The following is a 24,263-nucleotide window of genomic DNA, read 5'->3' as shown; positions in this document are numbered from 1 at the left end:
TTTGCGCCGGGGCTCGGTGACCGGTTCTTCCGCGGAGCCGGCGGCGGAGAACGACGGTGAGCGGCTGAGAGCGGGAGAGGACGGCGGAGGAGGGCGACGGGGACCGATGGACCCTGCCGGACCGCGCCGGGCGGGGTTCCAATGGAGGGGGCGGGAGGCCGTCGCGCCGCCCGCCTTACCCGCGTGAGGAGGTGGCCCATGCGTCACCGGGACCGTAGCGAGGCGGGCCGTGAGGTCGACGTGCCCGCGGGACGGGTGCGACTGGCCGGACGGCTGGCGCTGCCCGGCGGCGCGCCGGTGGTCGTGGCGTTCGCGCGGGGCGGCTGCGGCAGCCGCAGTCCCCGCGACCGCTACGTCGCCCGGGTCCTCGGGCGGGCCGGGCTGGGCACCCTGCTGCTCGATCTGCTGACCGAGGCCGAGGAACGCGACCGGCACAACGTCTTCGACGTGCGGATGCTGGCCGGCCGGCTGCACGCCACCGCCCTCTGGGCGGGCCGGGAGTGCGGGCTTCCGGTGGCCTTCCTCGGCGCGGGCACCGGCGCCGCCGCCGCTCTGGAGGCCGCCGCGATGCCCGGCGCCGACGTCCTCTCGGTGGTGTCGGGGGGCGGACGTCCCGATCTCGCGTCCCCGGCGGCACTCGCCGGGGTGCGGACGCCCACGCTGCTCGTCGTGGGCTCACAGGACACCCGGGTCCTCGGTCTCAACCGGCTGGCCGCCGACTGGATGCGGTGCGAGCACCGGATCGCGGTGGTGCAGGGCGCCACGCAGCTGTTCCCGGAGCCCGGCGCACTCGCCACGGTGGCCTCGCTGGCGGCCGAGTGGTTCACGGCGCATCTCGGCCGTCCGACCGCGGCCACGTCGCGGAACTGACCGGCGCGGGGCGGCGCGGCCAGGGACGCGGCGGCAACGGCCGTACGGCGGGCGGGTAGGTCACGAAGGCGGCGTCGCCCGGCCGCCGGAGGACGGGTGCCGCGGACGGCCGGTGCGGGACGGCGCGCCTGATGTCGCGGGGCGGACGGGACTCGTCCCGAGCGGGCGCGTGCGCACACATACGGACACGGGAAGGCCGGGCCCACGGGCCGTGCGGGGGACCCCTCCCTGGCGACCGTGTCGCTCCCCCTCGGCCTCGCGTGGGCCCGGCGGCTGGGCGGCATCACCTGACCCGCCCCTCCCGGACGGCCGCTCCCCGGCGGCGGCCCGCACCGGCCCCCCTCCGGCGCCGCCCACGGCACGTTCTCGCTGTTCGTCCCGCGGGCTCGTCTCTCACCCTGGCACCGCGGAGCGCTCCCCGGGACGGGGCCGAACGGCTCATCCGTGGGTCCGGTCGGACCAACAACCTTGCTGGAGACCAGACTTGACGACCAGTCGGCACCTTCCGGATACCGCGGAAACCCGGAGGGCGCCGCAGGACACCCGCGTCCGGCCGGTCCCGGCGCCACCCCGGCCCGTGCCCGCCGGACCGGCCCGCCACGGACGGCCGCCGTCCCCGCACAGCGCCGCCCGCTCAGCCGCCCGGCCGCCGCCGCCCGGCTTCCCATGGCCGACGGCGACATGGACACCCTCACCCGACGGCTGCCGCCCCCGGCGGCGCGGACCGTGGCCCCCGGACGTCGTCGACTCCGGCCGGGGGCGCGGGGCCGCCGCCAGGGCCGGTGGACCCCCGCCCCGGTCCGCTCGACCCTGGCATCCGGTCCAGGTGGACGTATCCTGAGATCAGCCTGCGGGGCGAGCGACGGAGCCCGCCTCTGCCCCCGAACGACTCTCCACAGCAACTCAGTTGCCGGCGGCGGGAACCCGTTCGCGCGTTCTCGCCCGTCTCCGCCGCCACCGCCGGCGTCCGGTGCCGGGTGGCCCGCGGCGACGCGGCCTCCCGCGAGCGAGCCTGGACGGACAGCCGCCCGTCCGGTCTGGGGGTCCGGTGTCACATCGTCCCGGTGTCGGCGTCCCGGCCGACCGCACAGCACCCGTACCCGCGCCGGCGTCCGCGCTCGTGCCGCCCGGCGGACCGGCGCCCGGTCCGCCGGTGCCGCCCGTGCAGCGGCTGCGTCCCGACGAGGTGTACGGCGCGTACGGCGGCTCGCCACGCGGTCTCGACCCGGTCCGGGCGGCCGGGCTGCTGGCCCGCCACGGGCCCAACGAGCTGCCCCGCCCCCGCCGCAAGGGCCTGTGGCGGCGCTTCGCCGCCCAGTTCACCGACCTGTTCGCGGTCGTGCTGCTCATCGCGTCGGCGCTGACCTTCCTCGCCTACGGCCTCCAGGACCCGCACGACGTCGGCAACCTCCAGCTGGCGTTCGCCATCCTGGGCGTGGTCGTGCTGAACGCGGTCATCGGCTTCGTCCAGGAGTACTCGGCGGAGCGGACCGCGCAGACGCTCCAGGCGATGGTGCCGCACACCTGCCGGGTGCTGCGGGACGGGGAGCGGGTGGAGCTGCCGTCGGCCGCGCTGGTCCCGGGTGATCTGGTCGTCCTGGAGGCCGGGGACGCCGTGTCGGCGGACTGCCGGGTCGTGGAGGCGCACGGCCTGTCGGTGAACAACGCGCCGCTGACCGGGGAGAGCGCCGCCGTGGGCCGGGGCAGTGATCCGACCACCGCGGACACCGCGCTGGACTCCCGCAACTGCGTGTTCATGGGCACCACGGTGATGTCCGGCGCGGGCAAGGCCGTCGTCTACGCGACCGGCGCGGCGACGGAGTTCGGCCGGATCTTCCGGCTGGCGGACCAGGCGCCCCGGACGAAGACGCCGCTGCAGCGCGAGGTCGCCGTCATGGCGCGCCGGGTGTCGGCCCTGGCCGTGGCGATCGGCGCGGCCCTGTTCGCCCTGCGGTTGCAGACCGGGCAGCCGCTGGTGTCGGCGTTCGTGTTCGCGCTCGGGGTGATGGTGGCGCTGGTGCCCGAGGGGCTGCCCGCGACGCTGTCCGTGTCGCTGGCCATCGGGGTACGGCGCATGGCCCGCCGCCGGGCGCTGGTCAAACGGCTGCTGGCGGTGGAGGCGCTGGGCTCCACCACCGTCATCTGCACGGACAAGACCGGCACCCTCACCCGGGCCGAGATGACCGTCACACAGGTGTGGGGCGACGGCGTGACGCACGACGTGTCCGGCGTCGGCTACGCCCCGGAGGGCGAGGTGGCCGACGCGGCTGCCGTACGGGACCTGCTGCGGGCCGGGCTGCTGTGCACCGACGCCCGTCTCGTGCCGCCCTCCGGGCCGGGAGAGGCGCAGGGACCGGACACCGGGGACTGGCGGATACTGGGCGACACCACGGAGGGCGCGATCCTCGTGGCGGCGGCCAAGGCCGGACTGGACGGGGTCGAGGAGAAGGCGGCGGCGCCGCGGATCGGGGAGTTCCCCTTCGACCCGGTGCGCAAGCTGATGAGCACCGTGCACCGGAGCCCCGGGGGGAACGTGCTGTGCGTCAAGGGCGCCCCGCAGGAGCTCCTGGCCCGCTGCACCCGCGTCCGCACCGGGACCGGCGGCGCCCCTGACGGCACCGGCACCGCCGGGGCGGAGGACCGGCCGCTGACCGACGACCGGCGGGCCGTCGTGACGGGCGCGAACGACGCGATGGCCGAGCGGGGCCTGCGGGTGCTCGGCGTGGCGGTGCGCGCCGTGGACGAGGTGCCCGGGGACGAGTCGGCCGCCGAGTCCGGGCTGACGTTCCTGGGCCTGATCGGCATGCTCGACCCGCCCCGGCAGGAGGTCGCCGACGCGGTGCGGGCCTGCCGGCGGGCGGGCATCCGGATCGTGATGGTGACCGGCGACCACCCGCTGACCGCGGAGGCGATCGCCCGCCGCGTCGGCATCGTCACCGGCCCCTCCCCCACCGTCGTCACCGGCGCCCGGCTGGACACCATGGACACCGCCGAGCTGGACGGCCTGCTGGCCGCACCGGGGCAGCTGCTGCTGTGCCGGGTCAGCCCGGAGCACAAGATGCGGGTCGTGGCCGGGCTCCAGGCGCGCGGCGAGGTCGTCGCGGTCACCGGGGACGGCGCGAACGACGCGCCGGCGCTCAAGCACGCCGACATCGGGGTGGCCATGGGCGCCACCGGCACGGACGTCGCCCGGGAGGCGTCCGCGATGGTGCTGCTGGACGACTCGTTCGCGTCGATCACGGCGGCCGTGGAGCTGGGCCGCTCCGTCTACCGCAACATCCGCAAGTTCCTCGCCTATCTCTTCAGCCACAACCTCGCCGAGCTCGCCCCGATCCTCGCCGCGGCGTTCGCCGGGTTCCCGCTGGTGCCGCTGACGGCCGTGCAGATCCTCACCATCGACCTCGGCTCCGACGTGCTGCCCGCCCTGGCGCTCGGCGCGGAACCACCGGAACCGGACACCATGGACCGTCCGCCGCGCTCCCGCCGCGAGCGGCTGTTCAACGCGACGCTGGTACGGCGGTTCGTGTTCCTGGGCACCGTGCAGTCCCTCGGGGTGTGCGCGGTGTTCTTCTGGCAGGTGAACTCCGCCGGCATCCCGTACGCCGACTTCACCGCCTCGGACCCCGCCTACCGCAAGGCGATCACGCTCGCCCAGGCCGCGATCGTGGTGAGCCAGTTCTTCAACTCCCTGGCCGTGCGGACCGACCGCGAGAGCGTGTTCACGATCGGGCTGTTCTCCAACCCCCGGCTCATCGCGGCGGGCTGCTTCGGCATCGGGCTGATGGCCGCCATCAGCTACGTACCGCTGTTGCAGGACGTGTTCCACACGGCGGCCCTGGCAGCCGCCGACTGGGCGGTCCTGGCCGGTTTCGGCGTGCTGCTGCTCGCCGCGGAGGAAGCCCGCAAGGGGTGGGTGCGCCGGACACCGGTCCCCGCCGTGACGGCCGAGAAGGAGGAGACGCCATGAGGGTCATCGTGGTGGGCTGCGGCCGGGTGGGTTCCGCGCTCGCCGCCCGGCTGGCGGGCGAGGGCCATGACGTACGGGTCATCGACCGCGACCCGAGACGGACCCGGGGCATGCTGCCCGCCGGGTTCGGCGGGCAGGTGGTGCACGGCAACGGGTTCAGCCGTACGGTGCTGGAGAGCGCCGGGATCGGGCTGGCCGACGCGTTCGTCGCCGTCACCTCCGGCGACAACACCAACATCGTCAGCGCGCGGACCGCCAAGGAGACCTACCGGGTGCCGATCGTGCTGGCCCGCATCTACGACCCGCGGCGCGCCGACATCTACCGCGACCTGGGCATCCCCACCATCGCCAGCGTGCGCTGGACCGTGCACCAGCTGCACCAGATGCTGCTGCACCGCCATCTGACGCCGGAGCTGGACTTCGGCAACGGCGAGACCCTGCTGCTGCGTTCCGGGCTGCCCGGGTATCTCACCGGCCGGCCGCTGGGCGATCTGGAGGTCGACGGGGAGATCCGGGTCGTCGAGGTGACACGCGGCGGCCGGTCGTTCCTGCCGACACCGCACACCCCGGCGGAGGCCGACGACCTGGTCACGTTCGCGGTCGCCGCGGACGCCCTGGGCCGGCTGCGCGGCTTCCTGGACAAGGAGCTCGGGACATGAAGGTCGTCGTCGCCGGGGCGGGCCGCCTCGGCACCCAGATCGCCCAGGTCCTGGGCTCGGCCCGCAACCAGGTCACCGTCGTCGAACGGGACGAGGACCGGGTCGGCGCGCTGCGCGACCGGCTGCCCGCCGAGCTGGTCGTCGGGGACGCCTGCGAACCGGCCGTCCTGGAGGGTGCGGGCGCGCACGCCGCCGATCTCGTGGTCGCCGCGACCGGCGCGGACGAGGACAACCTGGTCGTCAGTCTGCTGGCGAAACGCCAGTTCAAGGTGGCCCGGGTGATCGCCCGCGTCAACGACGACGAGAACGCCTGGCTGTTCACCTCCCACTGGGGCGTCGACACCGCCGTGCCGTCCGCCGCGCCGCTGGTCTCGCTGATCGAGGAGGCGACCAGCGCCACCGACACCGTCGCGCTGCTGCGGCTGAGCAAGGCGGGGGTGAACGTCATCGAGACGACCATCTCGCCGCTCTCCCGCGCCGCCGGGCAGACCCTCGCCCGGCTCGCCGTCCCGGCGGGCATCGTCGTCACGGCGGTGGTCCGCGACGGCGAGCCGCTCGTCCCGGCGCCGGACCTGGAGCTGCGGGCCGGCGACGAACTCCTCGTGGTGTCCCACACCGCGACCGAGACGGAGGTCCACGCGGCGTTCCAGTGACCCGGCACGGCGGCAGGGACGGCACACCCCGGTGCCCGGCGCATGCGCGTGCGCGGCCGGCGGACCGGTCGCGCACTGCGGTACGGCTACGGTCCGGTGCGGGGCACGGTCAGGCGTGCCGCACCGGGATGGTCTTCGCGCCGCTCTCCTTCTCGGGCACCGGGACCGTGACGGTCAGCACGCCGTCCTTGTACTCCGCGGTCGCCTCGTCGCCCCTGGCGCCGGCGGGCAGCCGCACGGAGCGGGTGAACGTGCCGTAGCGGAACTCGGTGCGGTGTTTCTCGGTGGACTTCTCGGTGCGCTCGGCGCGCAGCGTCAGCATGCCCTCGGCGACGGTGATCTCCACGTCCTCGGCGGGGTCGATGCCCGGGAGCTCGGCCCGCAGCACGTAGGTGCCGTCCTCGAGGTGTTCCTCGACGCGTATGCCGTGCGTACCGGGAACGGTGTGCGCCGCCGGGAATCCGCCCTCGACCCAGCCGAACAGGTCGGGGAGCGTCGGCCAGCCGGGCAACCGCTCGATCATGCCGCTCATGTCGCCCTCCTTCTCGTCCTCCCGATTCCAGCGTCACCCCCCGGGCGGTCCGTCGGGTGGGCCGACCGGCCCCTTGCGGGACCCGATCGGGCCCTGGTGAAGACGCTCGACGTCCCGGGCGGTCAGCCGTTCATGCGCTTGCGCCAGCGAGGGCCGGTCTGCGCCCATTCCGCCTCCCACTCGGCCATGCGGTGCCGCTCCATGCGGACGAGCACCAGGCGGGTGGCGATCAGTGTCAGGGAAGCGGCGCCGACGGCGGCCGGCACGCCGAGCAGCGTGGCCTGGAACCGGGCCTCCACGGCTCCCGGCGGCTGGGTGACCGGCGTGCCGGAGGGGCCGATCCACACGGTGACCGGGCTGCCGGCCCGGCCGCCGGGGTCGACCTTGGCGCGCGCCGTGTGCCTGCTGCCGTCGGGGTCCGTCCACCGCACTCGCGCCCATACGGTGCCGTCGCCGTTGTAGGGCGTCACGGAGGTGTTCCTCGGGGCGTTCTCCGCCAGCACGGCGGACACCTCACGCGTGGCCTCACGCCGGGCGGTGAGATCGTGATCGACCCACAGGCTCGCCGCGACGCCCGCGACCAGCGCGCCCAGCGCGCCGATGATCCAGGCGGCCAGCACGATCCACGCCTCCACGCGGTCGCTGCGGCGGCGCAGGGTGTTGCTCCGCCACCTCCAGAAGGGCAGCTTCCTCACTGGGTCACGCTGTGCCGTCGTCATCGCTCAGCACCCCTTCCGCGCATACCGCGCCCCGCCCGGGTCCCCTCACGTCGAACGTCTCACGCGGCGGTCCGGCGCAAGAGGGGCCGATGAGGCGTCTTCACGGGACCTTGGGACCCGTCAAGGGCCCGTCCGGGCCGCGTCACCGGCGCCTGTGTCCCCGGCCGCGGCCCGACCGGGTCCACCTGGCCGCCGGTGCCGTTCCGGTCCTTCCTACTGTTCGGGCTGTTCGGGCTGTTCGGGTCCTTCCGGCCGTTCGGGCTCCGGCTCCGCCGCGGTCCCCGTGTCCGGCAGGTCGGCGTCGAGGTCCACCCGGCGGCGCGGTCCGGTCAGCGCACAGTCCACGTCGACCACGCCCTCCACGGCCCGCACCAGCCGTACGGCGACGGGCACCAGGGAGGCGTCGGGCACCCGCCCGGTGAGTCCCACCACACCATCGTGCACCGTCACCCTGACGGGTTCCAGCGGGCTGGGGAACAGACGGGCGACCACCTCGCGGCGTATCTCACCGGCGATGTCGAGGTCCTCCCGCAGAAACACCTTGAGCAGGTCGGAACGGCTGACGACGCCTTTGAGGACCCCTTCCCCGTCCACCACCGGCAGGCAGTTGACCTGGCGGTGCGCCATGGTCCGCGCGGCCCGCGAGAGGGTCTCGTCCGGCCGGACGGTGACGGGCGGCACGGTCATCAGCTCGCCCGCGGTCCGCGCCCCCGCCTTCGCCAGGTCGGCGAGCCTCAGCCGGGCGGGCAGCAGACCGCGATCGGGGCCGTCGTCGCGGAGTTCCTCCTTGGAGAGCAGGTCGGCCTCGGAGACGACGCCCAGGACCCGGTACTGATCGTCGACCACGGGCAGGACGCTGACCTGGAACTGCCGCATGGCCCTGACGATGTCCTTGAACGCCGCTCCGCCGCCCAGGGCGACGACGGTACGGGTCATCACGTCGCCGACCAGGTGCGCGGTTCCGTACATGGTGACCTCCGGGCAGTGTGCGGGGTCCCTTTCTCCAGGTTCGTCCCTCCGGCCGCCGTACGGCAGGGCCGACCGGCCCCCGGACCGGACCCCGGTGGGCACTTCCCGGACCGCGCATCGCCCCGTTCCGGACGGCGGGCGGCCAGGGCGCGGGCACGGGCGGCCCCGGCGACGTACAGGAACGGACAGTGCACGGACAGTAAACGACATCGTGCCGTGCGGCCGGCCGGGAAGCGGTGAGATGTCCTCCCAGTGGTCGTGTTCGGATGGAGGTGAGACGGAGGTGAACGACTTCGTCACACGCGGCGGAGCGCCTTCGGCAGGCGGTCCGGACCGTGAGGGATGCCGGTGCGGCGCGGCCACGCACCGGAGCGGGCCCGGCGGTGCTGAGGAAAGGTTCCGGGGGCTGCTGGAGGCCGCGCCGGACGCCATGGTGATCGTGGACGACGCCGGGACCATCAAGCTGGTCAACGCGCAGACGGAGGCGCTGTTCGGCTACCGGCGCGAGGAACTGCTGGGCCGCCCGGTCGAGTTGCTGATGCCGCGCCGGTTCCGCGTCCAGCACACCCGCAACCGGCGCGACTACACCGCCAACCGCCAGGTGCGCCCGATGGGGGCCGGGCTGGATCTGCACGGGCTGCGCAAGAACGGCACCGAGTTCCCGGTCGAGATCAGTCTCAGCCCGCTGGAGACGGCGGACGGGCTGCTGGTGTCGGCGGCCGTCCGGGACGTCAGCGACCGCAAGGCCGCCGAGGCGCGGATCAACGAGCTCGCGGCGCTCGTCGAGTCGTCGCAGGACGCGATCCTCGCCAAGACGCTGGACGGCCGCATCACGTACTGGAACAAGGCCGCCCAGGACCTGTACGGCTACACGGCCGAGGAGGCCATCGGCCGCCATGTGTCGATGCTCGCCCCGCCCGGCCTGGACAAGGAGATCGCCGAGCTGCTGAAGCGGCTGCGGCGCGGCCGGAAGGTCGAGCACTTCGAGACGCTGCGGGTGACCAGGACGGGCCGGATGCTGGACGTCGACGTCACGCTGTGGCCGACCCGGGACACCGGCGGCACGGTGGTCGGGGCGTGCGCCATCGTGCGGGACATCAGCGACCGCAAGCGCGCGGAGGCCCAGCTGACCGCGCTGTACGAGCAGCAGCGGCACATCGCCCTCACCCTGCAGCGCAGTCTGATGGGCACCCCGCCCGCCCTGCCGGGCCTGGCCACCGCGAGCCGCTACCGGCCCGCCACCCAGGGCGCCGGGGTGGGCGGCGACTGGTTCGATCTGATACCGCTCGGCGCCGACCGCGTGGGGGTGCTGATCGGTGACGTGATGGGCCGCGGTCTGGAGGCGGCCGCGGTGATGGGCCAGCTGCGGTCGGCGGCGCACGCGCTCGCCAAGACCGGGATGCAGCCGCGGCAGCTGATGCAGGCACTGGACACCTGTGTGGCCGACCTGGACGTGCCCGACCAGCTGGTCACCTGCTGCTATCTCGTGATCGCGCCCGACGCCGGCACGGTCACCGTCTGCTCGGCCGGACATCTCCCGGTCCTCGTCGCGGGCCCGGGCGCGGGCCCCGGAGACGGGGAACCGGCCGGGGCGGACGGTGCCGGGGCGCGCGTCAGCAGCCTGAGCGCCCCGGTCAACGCCCCGCTGGGGGTGGGCGGCGTCCTGTACGAGCAGTCCTGCACGGCGATCCCGCCGGGCGCCACGCTGATGCTCTACACCGACGGCCTGATCGAGACGCCGGAGAGCGACATCGAGGGCCGGATAGACGAGCTGTCCGTGGTCCTGGAGCGGTGCTTCGCCGGTACGCCGAGCCTGGAGCACGCGGCCGACCATGTACTGGCGAGCATGCTGCCCGGCGCCGAGGGCCACAACGACGACGTGACGCTTCTGCTGGCGCAGCTGCCGGCCGCGCCGCTGGCCGCGCTGAGCACGGACCTGCCCGCCCTGGCGTCCTCCGTGCCCGAGGGCCGGGTGTTCCTGCACAAGGCGCTGACCTTGTGGAACTGCGCCGACGGCGCCGACGACGCGCTGCTGCTGCTCTCGGAGACGCTGACGAACGCGGTGCAGCACGCGGCGGGGCCGCTCACCGTACGGCTGCACCGTACGGCCGCCGAGCTGACGGTGGAGGTCGACGACCGCAGCCCGCAGCTGCCCCAGCCCCGGTCGGCGGCCGAGGACGAGGAGTCCGGGCGCGGGCTGTGCCTGGTGAGGGCCCTCGCCGCGGACTGGGGGGTCAGGGCGACCGACGAGGGCAAGACCACCTGGTTCACCCTGCGGCTGTGAACCCCGGGCCCGTGCCGTGGGCGGCGCGGCGGGCGCCGTCCGGCCAGACGATGTCCACCGGGATGCCCCGGGCGCGGGCGTAGGCGACGAGGTGCGCGGTGGCGTCCCGGCCGGTGGACGGTGAGCCGTCCCATACGGCGAGGACGCCGTTGCTGGCGCCGACGAGTCGTTCGTCGGCGCCGATGCACGCGCCCCGGTCGGCGGGATCCATGGCCACCAGACGGACCTGCTCGGCCAGCATCAGCAGCTCTCCGGCACCCGCCCGGTCGCTGCCGGGGAGTGTCGCGGGCACCGACTGCTGCGCGGGCAGCAGCACGACGAGCCTGCGGCCCGCCGCCCGTACCGCACGCCCGAAGGCCACGGGCAGTCCGGCACCGGCGCGCACCAGTCCGGTCACGCCCTCGCCGAGGCGCTCCATGCGCGCCCGCAGCTCGCTCTCCACCAGTTCCAGGGTGGCCGGGGTCAGATCCCCGTGCCCGACGGCAACGATCAACGGACCTCCTCAGGGACGGGCCTGCCCATCGGCCGTGCACCGGCCCTGCGCCGGTAGACCAGGTACGGGCGGGCGAGATAGCCGACCGGGACGCTCCACACGTGGACGAGCCGGGTGAAGGGCCAGGCCGCGAAGAGCACGCAGGCGGTGAGCGCGTGCAGCCGGAAGAGGAGCGGGGCGCCGCTCATGGCGTCGGGCTGCGGGCGGAAGGTGAACACGCCGCGGAACCAGACGGAGATCGTCTCGCGGTAGTCGTAGCCGGGGCCGAAGACGTTGTGGGCGGCGGTGGCGGTGATGCCGAGCAGGACGGTCGCCGCGAGCAGCGGGAAGAGGAGCTTGTCGCTGCGGTCGGTGGTGAGGCGGATGCGGCGGGTCAGCAGCCGGCGGGCGCTGAGCATGCCGAGGCCGGCGACCATGCAGACACCGGCGAAGGACCCGGCGACGACGGCGGTGGTGTGGTAGGCGTCCTCGCTGATCCCGGCCGCCTCGGTCCAGGAGGCGGGCACGGCGAGGCCGACGACGTGGCCGCCGACGACCATCAGGGCGCCGAGGTGGAAGAGCGGGTTGCCCCAGCGCAGCCAGCGGTGTTCGAGGAGCTGGGTGGTGCGGGAGGTCCAGCCGAACTGGTCGTGGCGGTAGCGCCAGACGTGGCCCACGGCGAACACGGCCAGGCAGATGTAGGGGAAGGCGACCCACAGCAGCAGGTCGGGGCCGGAGACGTTCATCAGAGGTCTTCCTGGGGTGCGGGCGCGGCGGGGTTCGGCGGGACCAGGGTGTTCGGTGCCTGCATGGGCGGTACGAAGGTGCCGGGCGGGGCGAACTCCCCGCTGCCGTACGGGTCGAGGCCCACGTCCTCGTTGGGCGGTCCTTCCGCGGCCAGCTTCGCCACCGCCGCCAGGTCCTCCTCGGTGGCCGGGGGCAGCAGACCGACGAGGGCGGCGAGCACATGCCGGTAGGGCGAGCCGGCGTCGGTGAGGGCGCGGTGGATGAGTTCCAGGCCGCGGCGGTGCTGGCGCAGCGGGGCCTCGCCCTTGCCGGTTCCGGTGAGCGCGGCGAACTCCAGCACCACGGGGAGGTGGTCGGGCAGTTCGCCGCCGTCGATGTCCCAGCCGGCGGCGCGGTAGCGCTGGGCCAGGGTGAGCAGGGCCATGCCGCGGCGGCGGGTGTCGCCGTGCAGGTAGTAGGTGAGGTAGAGGCTGCTCTTGCGGCGCAGGTCGAACGTCTCGACGTAGTGCCGTTCCAGCGCGTCGGGGTCCTGCGTGGTGAACCACTCGGCGAACGCGGCCAGTTCACCGGCCGCCGGGGAGGGCGGCAGCGCGTCGACGGTGGCCGTCAGCACCGGCCGGGCGGTGGCGAGTTCGGCGTCGGGGTACTGCAGGAACAGCGACATGAGCCGCAGCAGCATCTGACGCGTCCGCGCCTCTTCGGGGGTGAGCGGCGCGGGGCGGCGCGCGGCGGCGCGGACCCGGGTGCGGGCGAGGCCCGGCAGGGGGCTCATGCGTGGCCTCCGTGGGTGGAGCGGCGCAGGGTGGGGATGCCGAGCATGACCTTGCGGCCGTCGCCGGGCTGCTCGCCGGAGGACTCGACCGGACAGCGGTTCTCCATCGCGGTGAGCGCGGCGGCGTCCTCCTTGTGGGCGGCGGGGATGACGTAGCGGTCCTTGTACTTGGCCACCGCGAGCAGGCGGTGCATGTCCTCCGCCTCGCGGACGGTGAGGCCGACCTGCTTGAGGACGGTGTCGTCGTCCACCTCGCCGAGGGTGCGCCTGCGCATGAAGGAGCGCAGCGCGGTGAGCTTCATCAGCACGCCGGCGACGACGTCGGTGTCGCCCGCGGTGAAGAGGCTGGCGAGGTAGTCGAGGGGGATGCGCAGCCGGGTGACGGCCGCGAACACGTGGTCCGGGTCGTCCTGGTCGCCGCCGGCTCCGCTGACCGCGTCGAGCACCGGGGAGAGCGGGGGCACGTACCAGACCATCGGCAGGGTGCGGTACTCCGGGTGCAGGGGCAGGGCGACCTTGTAGCGGGCGACCAGGTCGTGGACCGGGGAGCGGCGGGCGGCGTCCAGCCAGTCCTCGGGCATGCCGCTCGCGCGGGCGGCGGCGATCACCTCGGGGTCGTGCGGGTCGAGGAACACGCCTCGCTGGGCGTCGAGGAGGTCCTTCTCGTCGGGGGTGGCGGCGGCCTCACCGACGCGGTCCGCGTCGTAGAGGAGCAGGCCGAGGTAGCGCAGCCGGCCGACGCAGGTCTCGGAGCAGACGGTGGGCTGGCCGGCCTCGATGCGGGGGAAGCAGAAGGTGCACTTCTCCGCCTTGCCGGTGGCGTGGTTGACGTACACCTTCTTGTACGGGCACGCCGTCACGCACATCCGCCAGCCGCGGCACTTGTCCTGGTCGACCAGGACGATGCCGTCCTCGACCCGCTTGTACATGGCGCCCGACGGGCAGGCCGAGACGCAGGCGGGGTTGAGGCAGTGCTCGCAGAGGCGGGGCAGGTGGAAGAGGAAGGTCTGCTCGAACTCGAACTTGACCTTCTCGGCCCACTCGCCGGTGAGGTTGGGGTCGCCTCCGGCGTGCTCGGGGGCGCCGCCGAGGCTGTCCTCCCAGTTGGCGCCCCAGGTGATGGCGGTCGGCTTGCCGGTGAGGACGGAGCGGGGACGGGCGACGGGGACGTCGTTGCCGGCCGGGGCGTTGACGAGGGTGTCGTAGTCGTAGGTGACCGGCTCGTAGTAGTCCTCGATGGAGGGCAGGTGGGGGTTGGAGAACAGCGACAGCAGCCGCCGCACCCGGCCGCCGGAGCGCAGCACGAGGCGGCCGCGCTTGTCGAGCATCCAGCCGCCCTTCCACTGCTCCTGGTCCTCGTAGCGGCGCGGGTAGCCGATGCCGGGCTTGGTCTCGACGTTGTTGAACCAGGCGTACTCGACGCCGGTGCGGTTGGTCCACGTCTGCTTGCAGGTGACCGAGCAGGTGTGGCAGCCGATGCACTTGTCGAGGTTCATGACCATGGCGATCTGGGCCATCACACGCATGTCAGTACTCCACTCGCTGCGAGCGACGGCGGATGACGGTGACCTCGTCGCGCTGGTTTCCGGTCGGGCCGTAGTAGTTGAAGGCGTAGGTGAACTGGGCGTAGCCGCCCGCCAGATGGGTGGGCTTGAGCAGCAGCCGGGTGAGGGAGTTGTGGATGCCGCCGCGCTTGCCGCTGACCTCGGTCTTCGGGACGTTCACGGTGCGGTCCTTGGCGTGGTACATGTACACCGTGCCCTCGGGCATCCGGTGTGTGACGACGGCGCGGGCCGCGACGACGCCGTTGCGGTTGTACGCCTCGATCCACTCGTTGTCCTTCACGCCGACCTTCTCGGCGTCCTGCACGGACATCCAGATCACCGGGCCGCCGCGGGACAGGGCCAGCATGTAGGCGTTGTCCTGGTACTCGGAGTGGATGGACCACTTGGAGTGCGGGGTGAGGTAACGGACCGTCACCTCGGCGCGGTCGCCGTCGTGGAGGTGCTCGTCGCCGTAGTGCCGGTTGGTGTTGAGCGGCGGGCGGTAGACGGGGAGCTGCTCGCCGAGTTCGGCCATCCAGTCGTGCTCGGTGAAGAAGTGCTGACGGCCCGTCAGGGTGTGCCAGGGCTTCTTGTGCTCGGTGTTGATGACGAACGGGGAGTAGCGTCGGCCGCCGGTCTCGGAGCCGGACCACTCGTAGGAGGTCATCACGGCGCGGGGCTGGGTGCGGGTGTCGGCGAAGGTGATGCGCTCGGCCTCGCGTTCGGCGGCGAGTTCGACGAGGCCCTCGCTGCCGGTCTGCCGCTCCAGTTCCTTGAATCCCTCGGTCGCGAGGCGGCCGTTGGTGGTGCCGGACAGGGCGAGGATGGCCTCGCACATGTCGGTGGCGGTGGCCAGCGAGGGGCGGCCCTCGGCGACGCCGTCGCGGACGGTGCCGCAGCGGCGGCGCAGTTCGTCGATCTCGCGGTCGGGGTGGACGGTGACGCCCTTGGTGGTGGTGCCGAGGGTGTCGAGCAGCGGGCCCACGGCGCGCATCTTCTGCGCCACGGCCGCGTAGTCCCGCTCGATGACGGCGAGCTTGGGCATGGTGCGGCCGGGGACGGGTTCGCACTCGCCGTGCTTCCAGTCCCTCACCACTCCGCCGGGCTGGGCGAGTTCGTCGGGGGTGTCGTGGGTCAGCGGCACCGGGAGGACGTCGGTGCGGGTGCCCAGGTGGTCGGCGGCGAGCGCGCTGAACCTGTCGGCGATCGTGAGGAACGTGTCGTAGTCGGTGCGCGCCTGCCAGGGCGGGGCGATGGCCGGCGTGAACGCGTGGACGAAGGGGTGCATGTCCGTGGAGGACAGGTCGTCCTTCTCGTACCAGGTCGCCGCGGGGAGCACCACGTCGGCGAACAGGCCGGTGGAGGTCATGCGGAAGTCCATGCAGACCAGCAGGTCGAGCTTGCCCTCCGGCGCCTCCTCGTACCACACCACCTCCTTCGGGCGGGCCTCCTCCGGGGCCTCCTCGCTGCGCACGGCGGCGTCGGTGCCGAGCAGGTGGCGCAGGAAGTACTCGTTGCCCTTGCCGGACGAGCCGAGCAGGTTGGCCCGCCAGACGGTGAGCACGCGCGGGAAGTTGGCCGGGTCGTCCGGGTCCTCGACCGCGAACTTCAGCTTGCCCGACTTGAGTTCGTCGACGACATGGTCGGCGACCGGCTTGCCCCGGGCGGCGGCCTCGTCGGCGATGTCGAGCGGGTTGCGGTTGAAGCCGGGGTGTCCCGGCGTCCAGCCGAGCCGCACCGCCTGTGCGAGGCAGTCCGCGAACCCCTTGTCCCTGAAGCGCCCCTCGCCGAGCGGGGAGGCCAGTTCGTCGGGGCCGAATGCCTCGTAGCGCCACTGGTCGGTGTGCAGGTACCAGTACGAGGTGCCCGCCATGTGCCGGGTCGGGCGCTGCCAGTCGAAGGCGAACGCCAGGTGCTGGAGCCCGGTGACCGGGCGCACCTTCTCCTGGCCGACGTAGTGCGCCCAGCCGCCGCCGTTGACGCCCTGGCAGCCCGTCATGGTGGTCAGGGCGAGGAAGGCGCGGTAGATGGTGTCGGAGTGGAACCAGTGGTTGGTGCCCGCGCCCATCGCGATCATCGAACGGCCCTGGGTGCGCTCGGCGTTGCGGGCGAACTCCCGGGCGATGCGGGCCGCCTGCCGGGCCGGCACGGAGGTGATGGTCTCCTGCCAGGCCGGGGTGTACGGCTGGGAGGCGTCGTCGTACGACGCGGGCCAGCTGCCCGGCAGACCGGGGCGGTGGACTCCGTACTGGGCGAGCATCAGGTCGAACACGGTCGTCACGAGCCGGCCCCCGACCCGGCGCGCGGGCACGCCGCGCACGAGGACGGAGCCGCCCTCGGTGGCGCCCTCGTCGAACCGGGGCAGGGCCACCTCGACGGTCTCCTCGGCCGTGTCGAGGAAGGTCAGTTCCGGGACGACCTCGCCGAGGTCGAGGTTCCAGCGCCCCGTCTCGCCCTTCGCCCAGCGGAAGCCCAGCGACCCGTTCGGCACCACGGGCTCGCCGGTCGCGGAGTCGACGAGCACCGTCTTGGCGTCGGCGTTCTCGCTGTCCTCGCCGAGGTCCGCGGCCGTCAGGAAGCCGCCGGGCACCAGGCCCTCACCGTGTTCGCGCAGGGTGACCAGGAACGGGGCGTCCGTGAACTGGCGGAGATAGCCCTCGAAGTAGGGCACCTTGCGGTCCACCAGGAACTCGCGCAGGACGACATGGCCCATGGCCATGGCCAGCGCGCCGTCGGTGCCCGGGTGCGGGGCCATCCACTCGTCGGCGAACTTCACGTTGTCCGCGTAGTCCGGGGACACGGCGACGACCTTGGTGCCGTTGTACCGGGTCTCGGTGAGGAAGTGCGCGTCCGGGGTGCGGGTGACGGGGATGTTGGAACCCCACATGATCAGGTAACCGGCGTTCCACCAGTCCGCCGACTCCGGCACGTCGGTCTGGTCGCCGAACACCTGCGGCGAGGCCACCGGGAGGTCGGCGTACCAGTCGTAGAACGACAGCAGGGTGCCGCCGATCAGGGAGTGGTAGCGGGCGCCCGCCGCGAACGACGCCATCGACATGGCCGGGATCGGCGAGAAGCCGGCCACCCGGTCGGGGCCGTACTCCTTGACCGTGTGGACCTGGGCGGCGGCGACCAGCTCGGCCACCTCGTCCCAGTCGGCGCGCACCAGACCGCCCTTGCCGCGCGCCCTCTTGTAGGCACGTGCCTTCGCCGGGTCGGAGGTGATCTCCGCCCACGCGGCCACCGGGTCGCCCAGCCGCCGGCGGGCCTCACGCCACAGCTTCAGCAGCGCGCCCCGCACATACGGATAGCGCACCCGCGACGGCGAGTACGTGTACCAGGAGAACGAGGCGCCGCGCGGGCAGCCGCGCGGCTCGTACTCGGGGCAGTCGGAGCCGATCGACGGATAGTCCGTCGCCTGGTGCTCCCATGTGATGATCCCGTCCTTGACGTACACCATCCACGAGCACGAACCCGTGCAGTTCACCCCGTGGGTGGAACGCACCACTTTGTCGTGCGACCAGCGGTCCCGGTAGAAGCCCTCCCACTCGGCGTCTCCCGTACCGAACACGGCGCGTCCGTCCGCCGAGATCTCCCGGCGGGACAAGAGCCTCCGGGCCGCCAGGGGCCAGCCGCCGTCGGGGGCCGGCGCACCACGCCGTGTCTTCTGATCGTTCTCCATGAGGCGCGACGCTATGCGGGGGTTTTCGATCACACCTTGGGCCGATGGTCCCTGTGCGGGCTCCGGACGGCCCGATCACGGGGCCCTGCGGCCCACGTGATCCTCGCCGATGGGCCACGAGTACGATGCGCCGCCGGTCCCGGCCCGCGCCGGACGACCCCGGCACGGCGGGCCCTTCGGCGCACCACCCGGGAAGGACCCCGCGCCGCGCTCCGCCCGGCGCCGGCCGCGACCGCCGTGCCTGTCGCATGTCGGCCGTGTGTCGGTCGCGGGGCCGGACACGGACGGCCGCGGGTTCGGCCGCGGGCGACGGCGGGGCCGGCTCCCCCGGACAGGGGTGCGCCGGCCGTCGGCCGGGCGGGCCGGGGGCGGCGCCGTCCGAGCCGGTGGAAGGGGCCGTTCGGCCCGGCCGCCAGGACGCGCGGGCCCTGCCCGGGGCCCCGGCGGTCCCGGGATGCTGGTAGGGCAGGGCCCGCGACGGAGCGGACCGAGCGGGCACCGATCCGGGGAGGTGTTGGCCGTGCTACGCCCCGTTGTCGTAGGGCTGGACGGTTCCCGCGAAAGTCTCGCAGCCGCCGACTGGGCCGCTCGGGAGGCGCTGCGCCGCGGCCTGCCGCTGCGGCTGGTGCACGCGTACGAGGGACTGCCGTCGAACGAGCCGGACGCGTCGGAGCTGCCGGAGCTGGAGGCACCGCGCTACTGGGCGCGGCGGATCCTCCGCGCGGCTCTCGACCGGCTCAACGAGCGTTATCCACAGGTGTATCTGAGTGCCGAGCAGGTCGCGCGGCCGGCGGCCGACGCGCTGGTCACGGCGGGCTCCGACGCCGAGCTGCTGGTCCTCGGCAGCCGGGCCTTCAGCGGGTTCGGCGGCTTCATGGCGGGCTCGGTGGCGCTGTCCACGGTGGCCCGGGTGCCGCGGCCCGTGGTGCTCGTCCGGGCCGAGCAGACCCTCGAGGACGAGCATCTGCCGGACCCCGCCGGGCGGCCGTCGGCGCACGCCCCGTACCGTGAGGTCGTGGTCGGCCTGGACGCCACGCAGCCGTGCGAGGAGGTCGTCGCGTACGCCTTCGAGAGCGCGGAGCGGCGCGGCGCCCCGCTGGTCGCGGTGCACACCTGGCAGACCTCGCGCCTGCCGGGCGTCTCGGACGCGAAGGCGGACGAGGCGGCGCGGGAGGCGGCCGGGCAGGCGCTCGCCGCGGCACTGCTGCCGTGGCGGGAGAAGTTCCCGTCGGTCGAGATCCGGGAGCGGGTCGAACAGGGCCGTCCGGCGCAGGAGCTGCCGCGCGCGGCGGCCGGTGCGGGACTGCTGGTGGTGGGCCGCAGGACCCGCCGTGGCCGGCTGGGCACGCACATCGGCCCGGTGGCCCACGCGGCGATGCACCACGCCCGCTGCCCGGTGGCGGTGGTACCGCACGCGTGACCCTGACCGCGGCCTGAGCCGCCCCGGGCCGGCCGGCGCCCGGGCCAGGGCCCCCGCCGGGACGGGCGGCCCTGGCCCGGGCGGGCCGCACGGTCTCTGAGCCCGGCCCTGGTCCGGGGACGCTCCGGACGAGGGCTCGGCCAAGGCCGTGGGGGCTCCGCCGGCGGCACTCCGGGCCGGGCCGAGGCGAGGCCAGGACCGGGTCAGGACGGGCCAGGACGGGCCGCGCCGGGGCTGTGGTCGCGGCACGGGGCCAGGTGGCCCTGGGGTCCCGTCGGGTCCCGGGGTGGACCCTTCGGCCCTTGTACGGGGCGGCGAGGGCGGGGTTACGACTGGAAGGACAGGACGGCCGGCCTCTGGGAGGAGGGTGCCGTGTTCCAGGTTCGCATCCACGGACGGGGCGGCCAGGGGGCCGTCACCGCCGCGGAGCTGTTGTCGCTGGCGGCGTTCCGGGAGGGCCGTCACGCGCAGGCGTTCCCGAGTTTCGGCTCGGAGCGCACCGGGGCGCCCGTGACGGCGTTCTGCCGGACGGACGACGCGCCGATCCGGGCGCACGAACCGGTGACCCGCCCGGACGCCCTGGTGATCCAGGACGCCACGCTGCTGCACCAGGTGAACGTCTTCGAGGGGCTGCGGCCCGGCGGCACGGTGCTGATCAACTCCCCGCGCCGGAGCGAGGAACTGGGCCTGGCGTCGCTGACCGGGACGGTGCCGGGCGCGGTCGTGCTGACCGTGCCCGCCACGGCGATCGCGGTACGGCACGTCGGACGGCCGGTGCCCAGCGCCGTGCTGCTCGGCGGGCTCGCCGCGCTCACCGGGTGCGTGCGGATCGGCTCGCTCACCGCGGCGATCGAGGAGCGGTTCCCCGGGGCGCTGGGCGCGGCCAACGCGGCCGCGGCCCGGGAGGCGTTCGAGCGGGTGGGCGCCGAGCGGAAGGAGCCGGCCGGTGCTGAAGCAGACTGAGGGATCACGCGCGGTCGCCGAGGCGGTGGCGTACTGCCGCCCGGAGGTGATCGCCGCCTATCCCATCTCGCCGCAGACCCACATCGTGGAGGAGCTCAGCCGCCTGGTGAAGTCGGGCGCGCTGACGCCCTGCGAGTACGTGAACGTGGAGTCCGAGTTCGCCGCGATGTCGATGTGCATCGGGGCGTCCGCGGCCGGGGCGCGCACCTACACGGCGACCGCGAGCCAGGGCCTGCTGTACATGGTGGAGGCGCTCTACAACGCCGCCGGGCTCGGCCTGCCGATCGTGATGACGGTCGCCAACCGGGCGATCGGCGCGCCCATCAACATCTGGAACGACCACAGCGACTCCATGTCGCAGCGCGACTCGGGCTGGATCCAGCTGTACGCCCGCGACAACCAGGAGGCCGCCGATCTGCATCCGCAGGCGTTCCGGCTCGCGGAGGAGCTGTCGCTGCCGGTGATGGTGTGCATGGACGGCTTCGTGCTCACCCACGCCTGGGAGCGGGTCGAGGTGCCGGAGCGGGCGCAGGTCGACGCGTTCCTGCCGCCGTACGAGCCCCGGCAGGTCCTGGATCCGGCGGACCCGGTGTCGATCGGCGCCATGGTCGGCCCGGACGCCTTCACCGAGGTGCGCTATCTGGCGCACGCCAAGCAGATGCAGGCCCTGGACGTGATCCCGCGCGTCGCCGGGGAGTTTTGCGAGGTGTTCGGACGCTCGAGCGGCGGCCTGGTGCATCCGTACCGGTGCGAGGACGCCGGGACCGTCGTCGTGGCGCTGGGATCGGTGTTCGGCACGGTGTGCGACGCGGTGGACGAGCTGCGCGGGCACGGCGTGCGGATCGGGGCGCTGGCGATCACGTCGTTCCGGCCGTTCCCGCTGGACGCGGTGCGCGCGGTGCTCGGGCGGGCGGCCCGGGTGGTGGTGCTGGAGCGGGCGCTGGCCGTCGGGATCGGCGGGATCGTCTCCGCGAACGTGCGGACCGCGCTGTCCGGCATCCAGCTCGACGGGCACACCGTGATCGCCGGGCTCGGCGGGCGGGCGGTCACGAAGGAATCCCTGCTGCGGCTGCTCGACGACGCGCTCGCCGGGCGGCTGGGACAGCTGACCTTCCTGGACCTCGACACGGAGCTGGTGGAGCGGGAGCTGGCGCGGATGGCCGCGACCAGACGGTCGGGCCCGTCCGCGGAGAACATCCTGCGCGACGTGGGGAGCAACCGATGAGTGCCGCACCGCAGACCAGGTTCTACCAGGTGGGCAGCTACGCCGCGGGGAACCGGCTGCTCGCGCCGGAAGCCCGGTCCGACCAGGCCGACCCGGGCCGCTCCAACGCGCTCACCTCCGGCCACCGGGCCTGCCAGGGCTGCGGCGAGGCCCTGGGCGCCCGGTACGTCCTGGACGCGGCGCAGCGGGCCACCGGCGGCCGGGTGATCGCCGTCAACGCCACTGGCTGCCTGGAGGTGTTCTCCACCCCGTATCCGGAGACGTCCTGGCAACTGCCCTGGCTGCATTCGCTGTTCGGCAACGCCCCCGCGGTGGCCGCCGGGGTCGCGGCCGCGCTGCGCGCCAAGGGCCGCACCGATGTGCGGGTGGTCGGGCAGGGCGGCGACGGCGGCACCGTGGACATCGGGCTCGGCTGTCTGTCGGGCATGTTCGAGCGCGACGACGACGTGCTGTACGTGTGCTACGACAACGAGGCGTACATGAACACCGGTGTGCAGCGCTCGGGTGCCACTCCCCCGGCCGCGCGCACCGCCACCACCCAGGCGGTGGGCGAGAGCCCGGGCGCCCCGTTCGGGCAGGGCAAGAACCTGCCGCTGATCGCGATGGCGCACGAGATCCCGTACGTCGCCACCGCCACCGTCGCCGGGCTGCGCGACCTGGAGGCGAAGGTGCACCGGGCGATGGGGATGCGCGGCGCCCGCTATCTGCAGGTGCTGGTGCCCTGTCCGCTGGGCTGGGGCACGGCGTCCTGCGACACGGTGCGCATCGCGCGGCTCGCCGAACAGAGCGGTCTGTTCCCGGTGTTCGAGGCGACGGGCGGGGTGGTCACCGATGTGACGCCGATCCGCCGGAAGGTGGCGGTGGAGGAGTATCTGCGGCCGCAGAAGCGGTACGCGCATCTCTTCGAGCCGGAGGTGCGCACGGACGTCATCGCCCGCCTGCAGCAGGCGGCGGACCGCAACATCGCCCGGTTCGGGCTGCTGGGGCATCGTGAGGAGGTGCCGTCATGAAGGAGAAGCCGTTCGCGATCACCCTGGACGTCGGCTCCAGCCTGGCCAACCGCACCGGCGCGTGGCGCACCGAACGCCCCGGCTACGTCGATCTGCTGCCGCCGTGCAACCAGGCGTGTCCCGCCGGGGAGAACGTCCAGCAGTGGCTGTACCACGCGGAGAGCGGCGACTACGAGACCGCGTGGCGGCAGCTGATGCGCGACAATCCGCTGCCCGCGGTGATGGGCCGGGTCTGTTACCACCCGTGCGAGACGGCGTGCAACCGGGCGCAGCTCGACCACGCGGTCGGGATCAACGCGGTCGAGCGGTTCCTCGGCGACGAGGCGATCCGGCGCGGCTGGCACGTCCCGCCGCCCGCGGTGTCCACCGGCAGCCGGGTCCTGGTGGTCGGCTCCGGCCCCGCGGGCCTGTCGGCCGCCTACCATCTGCGCCTGTACGGGCACGAGGTGACGGTCCGTGAGGCGCAGCCGCTGCCCGGCGGCATGATGCGCTACGGCATTCCGCGCTACCGGCTGCCGCGTGAGGTGCTGGACGCGGAGACCGAGCGGATCACCGCGCTCGGCGTGACGCTGGAATGCGGTGTACGGGTGGACGATGTGCTCGCCGCGCAGCGCGACGGCGCCTTCGACGCGGTGTTCCTGGCCGTCGGGGCGGGCATCGGCAAGCGCGCGTACATCCCGGCGGGTGACAGCGCCCGCATCCTGGACGCGGTGTCGCTGCTCGCCGGCATGGAGGGCGGGGAACCGCCGCTGCTGGGCCGCCGGGTCGCGGTGTACGGCGGCGGCGACACGGCCATGGACGCGGCGCGCACGGCCCGCAGGCTGGGCGCCACGGACGCGGTCGTCGTCTACCGGCGCACCCGGGAGCGGATGCCCGCGCACGACGACGAGGTCGCGGAGGCGCTGGAGGAGGGCGTGCGGATGAAGTGGCTCTCCACCATCAAGCACGCCGACGGCGGGCATCTCTCCATCGAGCGGATGCGTCTCGACGACACCGGATTCCCGCAGCCCACGGGCGAGTTCGAGGATCTCGACGCCGACACGGTGGTCCTGGCCCTGGGCCAGGAGTCCGATCTGTCGCTGCTGCGGGACGTGCCCGGCCTCACCCTCGACCACGGTCTGGTCCAGGTCGCCGACGGGCTGATGACGGGCCGTCAGGGTATCTTCGCGGGCGGTGACATGGTGCCCGACGAGCGTACGGTCACGGTGGCCGTGGGACACGGCAAGCGGGCGGCGCGGCACATCGACGCGTATCTGCGCGGCACGTCGTACGACCCCGGTGACCGGCACGCGGTCGCGGAGTTCGGGAAGCTGAACACCTGGTACTACTCCGACGCGCCGGCGTCGGTGCGGCCGCGGCTCGAACTGGCGCGGCGGGTCACGACGTTCGACGAGGTGGTGCAGGGGCTGGACGAGTCGACGGCGCTGTTCGAGGCGCGGCGCTGCATGTCCTGCGGCAACTGCTTCGAGTGCGACAACTGCTACGGCGTCTGCCCGGACAACGCGATCACCAAGCTGGGTCCGGGGAAGGGGTTCTCGATCGACCTGGACTACTGCAAGGGCTGCGGGCTGTGCGCGGCGGAGTGCCCGTGCGGGGCGATCGAGATGACGCCGGAGGATGACGGCGCGGGGTGAGCGGACCGGGGGGATGCCGCCCCCGCCGCCCCTTCCCGTCCCGACCCGGGGGCGCTGCCCCCGTACCCCCGCTCCTCAAACGCCGGAGGGGCTGGATACAGCCCGTCCGGGGGTACCCCCTCTGGGGGAGTTTGAGGACGA

Annotated in this window: 18 protein-coding genes; 10 read left to right on the top strand and 8 right to left on the bottom strand. The window is 73.8% G+C overall.

Annotated features, from left to right (window positions below):
- Positions 1-198 precede the first annotated feature (198 nt).
- The 4 genes from ABZ862_RS36320 to ABZ862_RS36305 all read left to right on the top strand — a co-directional run bounded on the left by ABZ862_RS36320 (position 199) and on the right by ABZ862_RS36305 (position 6,149).
- Entirely contained in the window at positions 199-870 is a 672-nt protein-coding gene (locus ABZ862_RS36320) for an alpha/beta hydrolase (protein ID WP_360968180.1), read from the top strand.
- A 1,162-nt stretch (positions 871-2,032) separates the two neighbouring features.
- Complete coding sequence (locus ABZ862_RS36315; RefSeq protein WP_360968177.1) at positions 2,033-4,837, top strand: cation-transporting P-type ATPase; 2,805 nt, start codon at positions 2,033-2,035, stop codon at positions 4,835-4,837.
- On the top strand, positions 4,834-5,496 hold the full coding sequence (locus ABZ862_RS36310; protein ID WP_360968174.1) for a TrkA family potassium uptake protein: 663 nt from the start codon (positions 4,834-4,836) through the stop codon (positions 5,494-5,496). Before ABZ862_RS36315 ends, ABZ862_RS36310 begins: the two co-directional genes overlap by 4 nt.
- Positions 5,493-6,149 carry an NAD-binding protein gene (locus ABZ862_RS36305; RefSeq protein ID WP_360968171.1) on the top strand — a complete coding sequence of 219 codons (657 nt, stop codon included), beginning with the start codon at positions 5,493-5,495 and terminating at the stop codon, positions 6,147-6,149. Before ABZ862_RS36310 ends, ABZ862_RS36305 begins: the two co-directional genes overlap by 4 nt.
- A 109-nt stretch (positions 6,150-6,258) precedes the next feature.
- Here ABZ862_RS36305 and ABZ862_RS36300 read toward each other — a convergent pair whose 3' ends face one another.
- The 3 genes from ABZ862_RS36300 to ABZ862_RS36290 all read right to left on the bottom strand — a co-directional run bounded on the left by ABZ862_RS36300 (position 6,259) and on the right by ABZ862_RS36290 (position 8,369).
- Positions 6,259-6,681, bottom strand: a complete 423-nt coding sequence (locus tag ABZ862_RS36300) for an Hsp20/alpha crystallin family protein (RefSeq protein ID WP_360968168.1) — start codon at positions 6,679-6,681, stop codon at positions 6,259-6,261.
- Positions 6,682-6,803: 122 nt separating this feature from the next.
- Positions 6,804-7,376, bottom strand: a complete 573-nt coding sequence (locus tag ABZ862_RS36295) for a hypothetical protein (RefSeq protein ID WP_360968166.1) — start codon at positions 7,374-7,376, stop codon at positions 6,804-6,806.
- A 237-nt stretch (positions 7,377-7,613) separates the two neighbouring features.
- Positions 7,614-8,369 carry a CBS domain-containing protein gene (locus ABZ862_RS36290; RefSeq protein WP_360968163.1) on the bottom strand — a complete coding sequence of 252 codons (756 nt, stop codon included), beginning with the start codon at positions 8,367-8,369 and terminating at the stop codon, positions 7,614-7,616.
- A gap of 406 nt (positions 8,370-8,775) precedes the next feature.
- Between ABZ862_RS36290 and ABZ862_RS36285 the strand changes: the two genes are divergently transcribed.
- A complete protein-coding gene (locus tag ABZ862_RS36285) occupies positions 8,776-10,653 on the top strand; it encodes a PAS domain S-box protein (RefSeq protein WP_360968238.1) in 1,878 nt (625 codons plus the stop codon).
- Here ABZ862_RS36285 and ABZ862_RS36280 read toward each other — a convergent pair.
- From ABZ862_RS36280 to ABZ862_RS36260, 5 genes are read right to left on the bottom strand one after another with little or no spacing between them, the layout of a single operon-like run.
- Positions 10,637-11,143, bottom strand: coding sequence for a hypothetical protein (locus ABZ862_RS36280; RefSeq protein WP_360968236.1), 507 nt, complete (start codon positions 11,141-11,143; stop codon positions 10,637-10,639). The two genes, ABZ862_RS36285 and ABZ862_RS36280, sit on opposite strands and share 17 nt — an antisense overlap.
- Entirely contained in the window at positions 11,143-11,871 is a 729-nt protein-coding gene (narI, locus tag ABZ862_RS36275; protein WP_360968160.1) for a respiratory nitrate reductase subunit gamma, read from the bottom strand. Before narI ends, ABZ862_RS36280 begins: the two co-directional genes overlap by 1 nt.
- The gene (narJ, locus tag ABZ862_RS36270) at positions 11,871-12,644 is read right to left on the bottom strand and encodes a nitrate reductase molybdenum cofactor assembly chaperone (RefSeq protein ID WP_360968157.1); all 774 of its coding nucleotides are present in this window, start codon (positions 12,642-12,644) and stop codon (positions 11,871-11,873) included. The genes narI and narJ overlap by 1 nt, the downstream gene beginning before the upstream one ends.
- Positions 12,641-14,170, bottom strand: a complete 1,530-nt coding sequence (gene narH / locus ABZ862_RS36265; protein ID WP_360968154.1) for a nitrate reductase subunit beta — start codon at positions 14,168-14,170, stop codon at positions 12,641-12,643. The genes narJ and narH overlap by 4 nt, the downstream gene beginning before the upstream one ends.
- A 1-nt stretch (position 14,171) precedes the next feature.
- The gene (locus ABZ862_RS36260; protein ID WP_360968150.1) at positions 14,172-17,870 is read right to left on the bottom strand and encodes a nitrate reductase subunit alpha; all 3,699 of its coding nucleotides are present in this window, start codon (positions 17,868-17,870) and stop codon (positions 14,172-14,174) included.
- A gap of 520 nt (positions 17,871-18,390) precedes the next feature.
- Between ABZ862_RS36260 and ABZ862_RS36255 the strand changes: the two genes are divergently transcribed.
- The 5 genes from ABZ862_RS36255 to ABZ862_RS36235 all read left to right on the top strand — a co-directional run bounded on the left by ABZ862_RS36255 (position 18,391) and on the right by ABZ862_RS36235 (position 24,122).
- A complete protein-coding gene (locus tag ABZ862_RS36255; RefSeq protein ID WP_360968147.1) occupies positions 18,391-19,290 on the top strand; it encodes a universal stress protein in 900 nt (299 codons plus the stop codon).
- 372 nt (positions 19,291-19,662) lie between these two features.
- Positions 19,663-20,253, top strand: a complete 591-nt coding sequence (locus tag ABZ862_RS36250; RefSeq protein ID WP_360968145.1) for a 2-oxoacid:acceptor oxidoreductase family protein — start codon at positions 19,663-19,665, stop codon at positions 20,251-20,253.
- Positions 20,237-21,478: a pyruvate ferredoxin oxidoreductase gene (porA, locus tag ABZ862_RS36245; RefSeq protein WP_360968142.1), complete on the top strand. Its 1,242-nt coding sequence runs from the start codon at positions 20,237-20,239 to the stop codon at positions 21,476-21,478. Before ABZ862_RS36250 ends, porA begins: the two co-directional genes overlap by 17 nt.
- Entirely contained in the window at positions 21,475-22,488 is a 1,014-nt protein-coding gene (locus ABZ862_RS36240; protein ID WP_360968140.1) for a thiamine pyrophosphate-dependent enzyme, read from the top strand. The genes porA and ABZ862_RS36240 overlap by 4 nt, the downstream gene beginning before the upstream one ends.
- The gene (locus ABZ862_RS36235) at positions 22,485-24,122 is read left to right on the top strand and encodes an NAD(P)-binding protein (RefSeq protein WP_360968137.1); all 1,638 of its coding nucleotides are present in this window, start codon (positions 22,485-22,487) and stop codon (positions 24,120-24,122) included. Before ABZ862_RS36240 ends, ABZ862_RS36235 begins: the two co-directional genes overlap by 4 nt.
- Positions 24,123-24,263: the final 141 nt, after the last annotated feature.

Origin of the sequence: Streptomyces sp. NPDC047000 (assembly GCF_040644295.1) — a bacterium.
Classification (GTDB): Bacteria; Actinomycetota; Actinomycetes; order Streptomycetales; family Streptomycetaceae; genus Streptomyces.
Note: the sequence above shows the minus strand (reverse complement) of the source record. Positions and strands in the feature narration are given on the sequence as shown.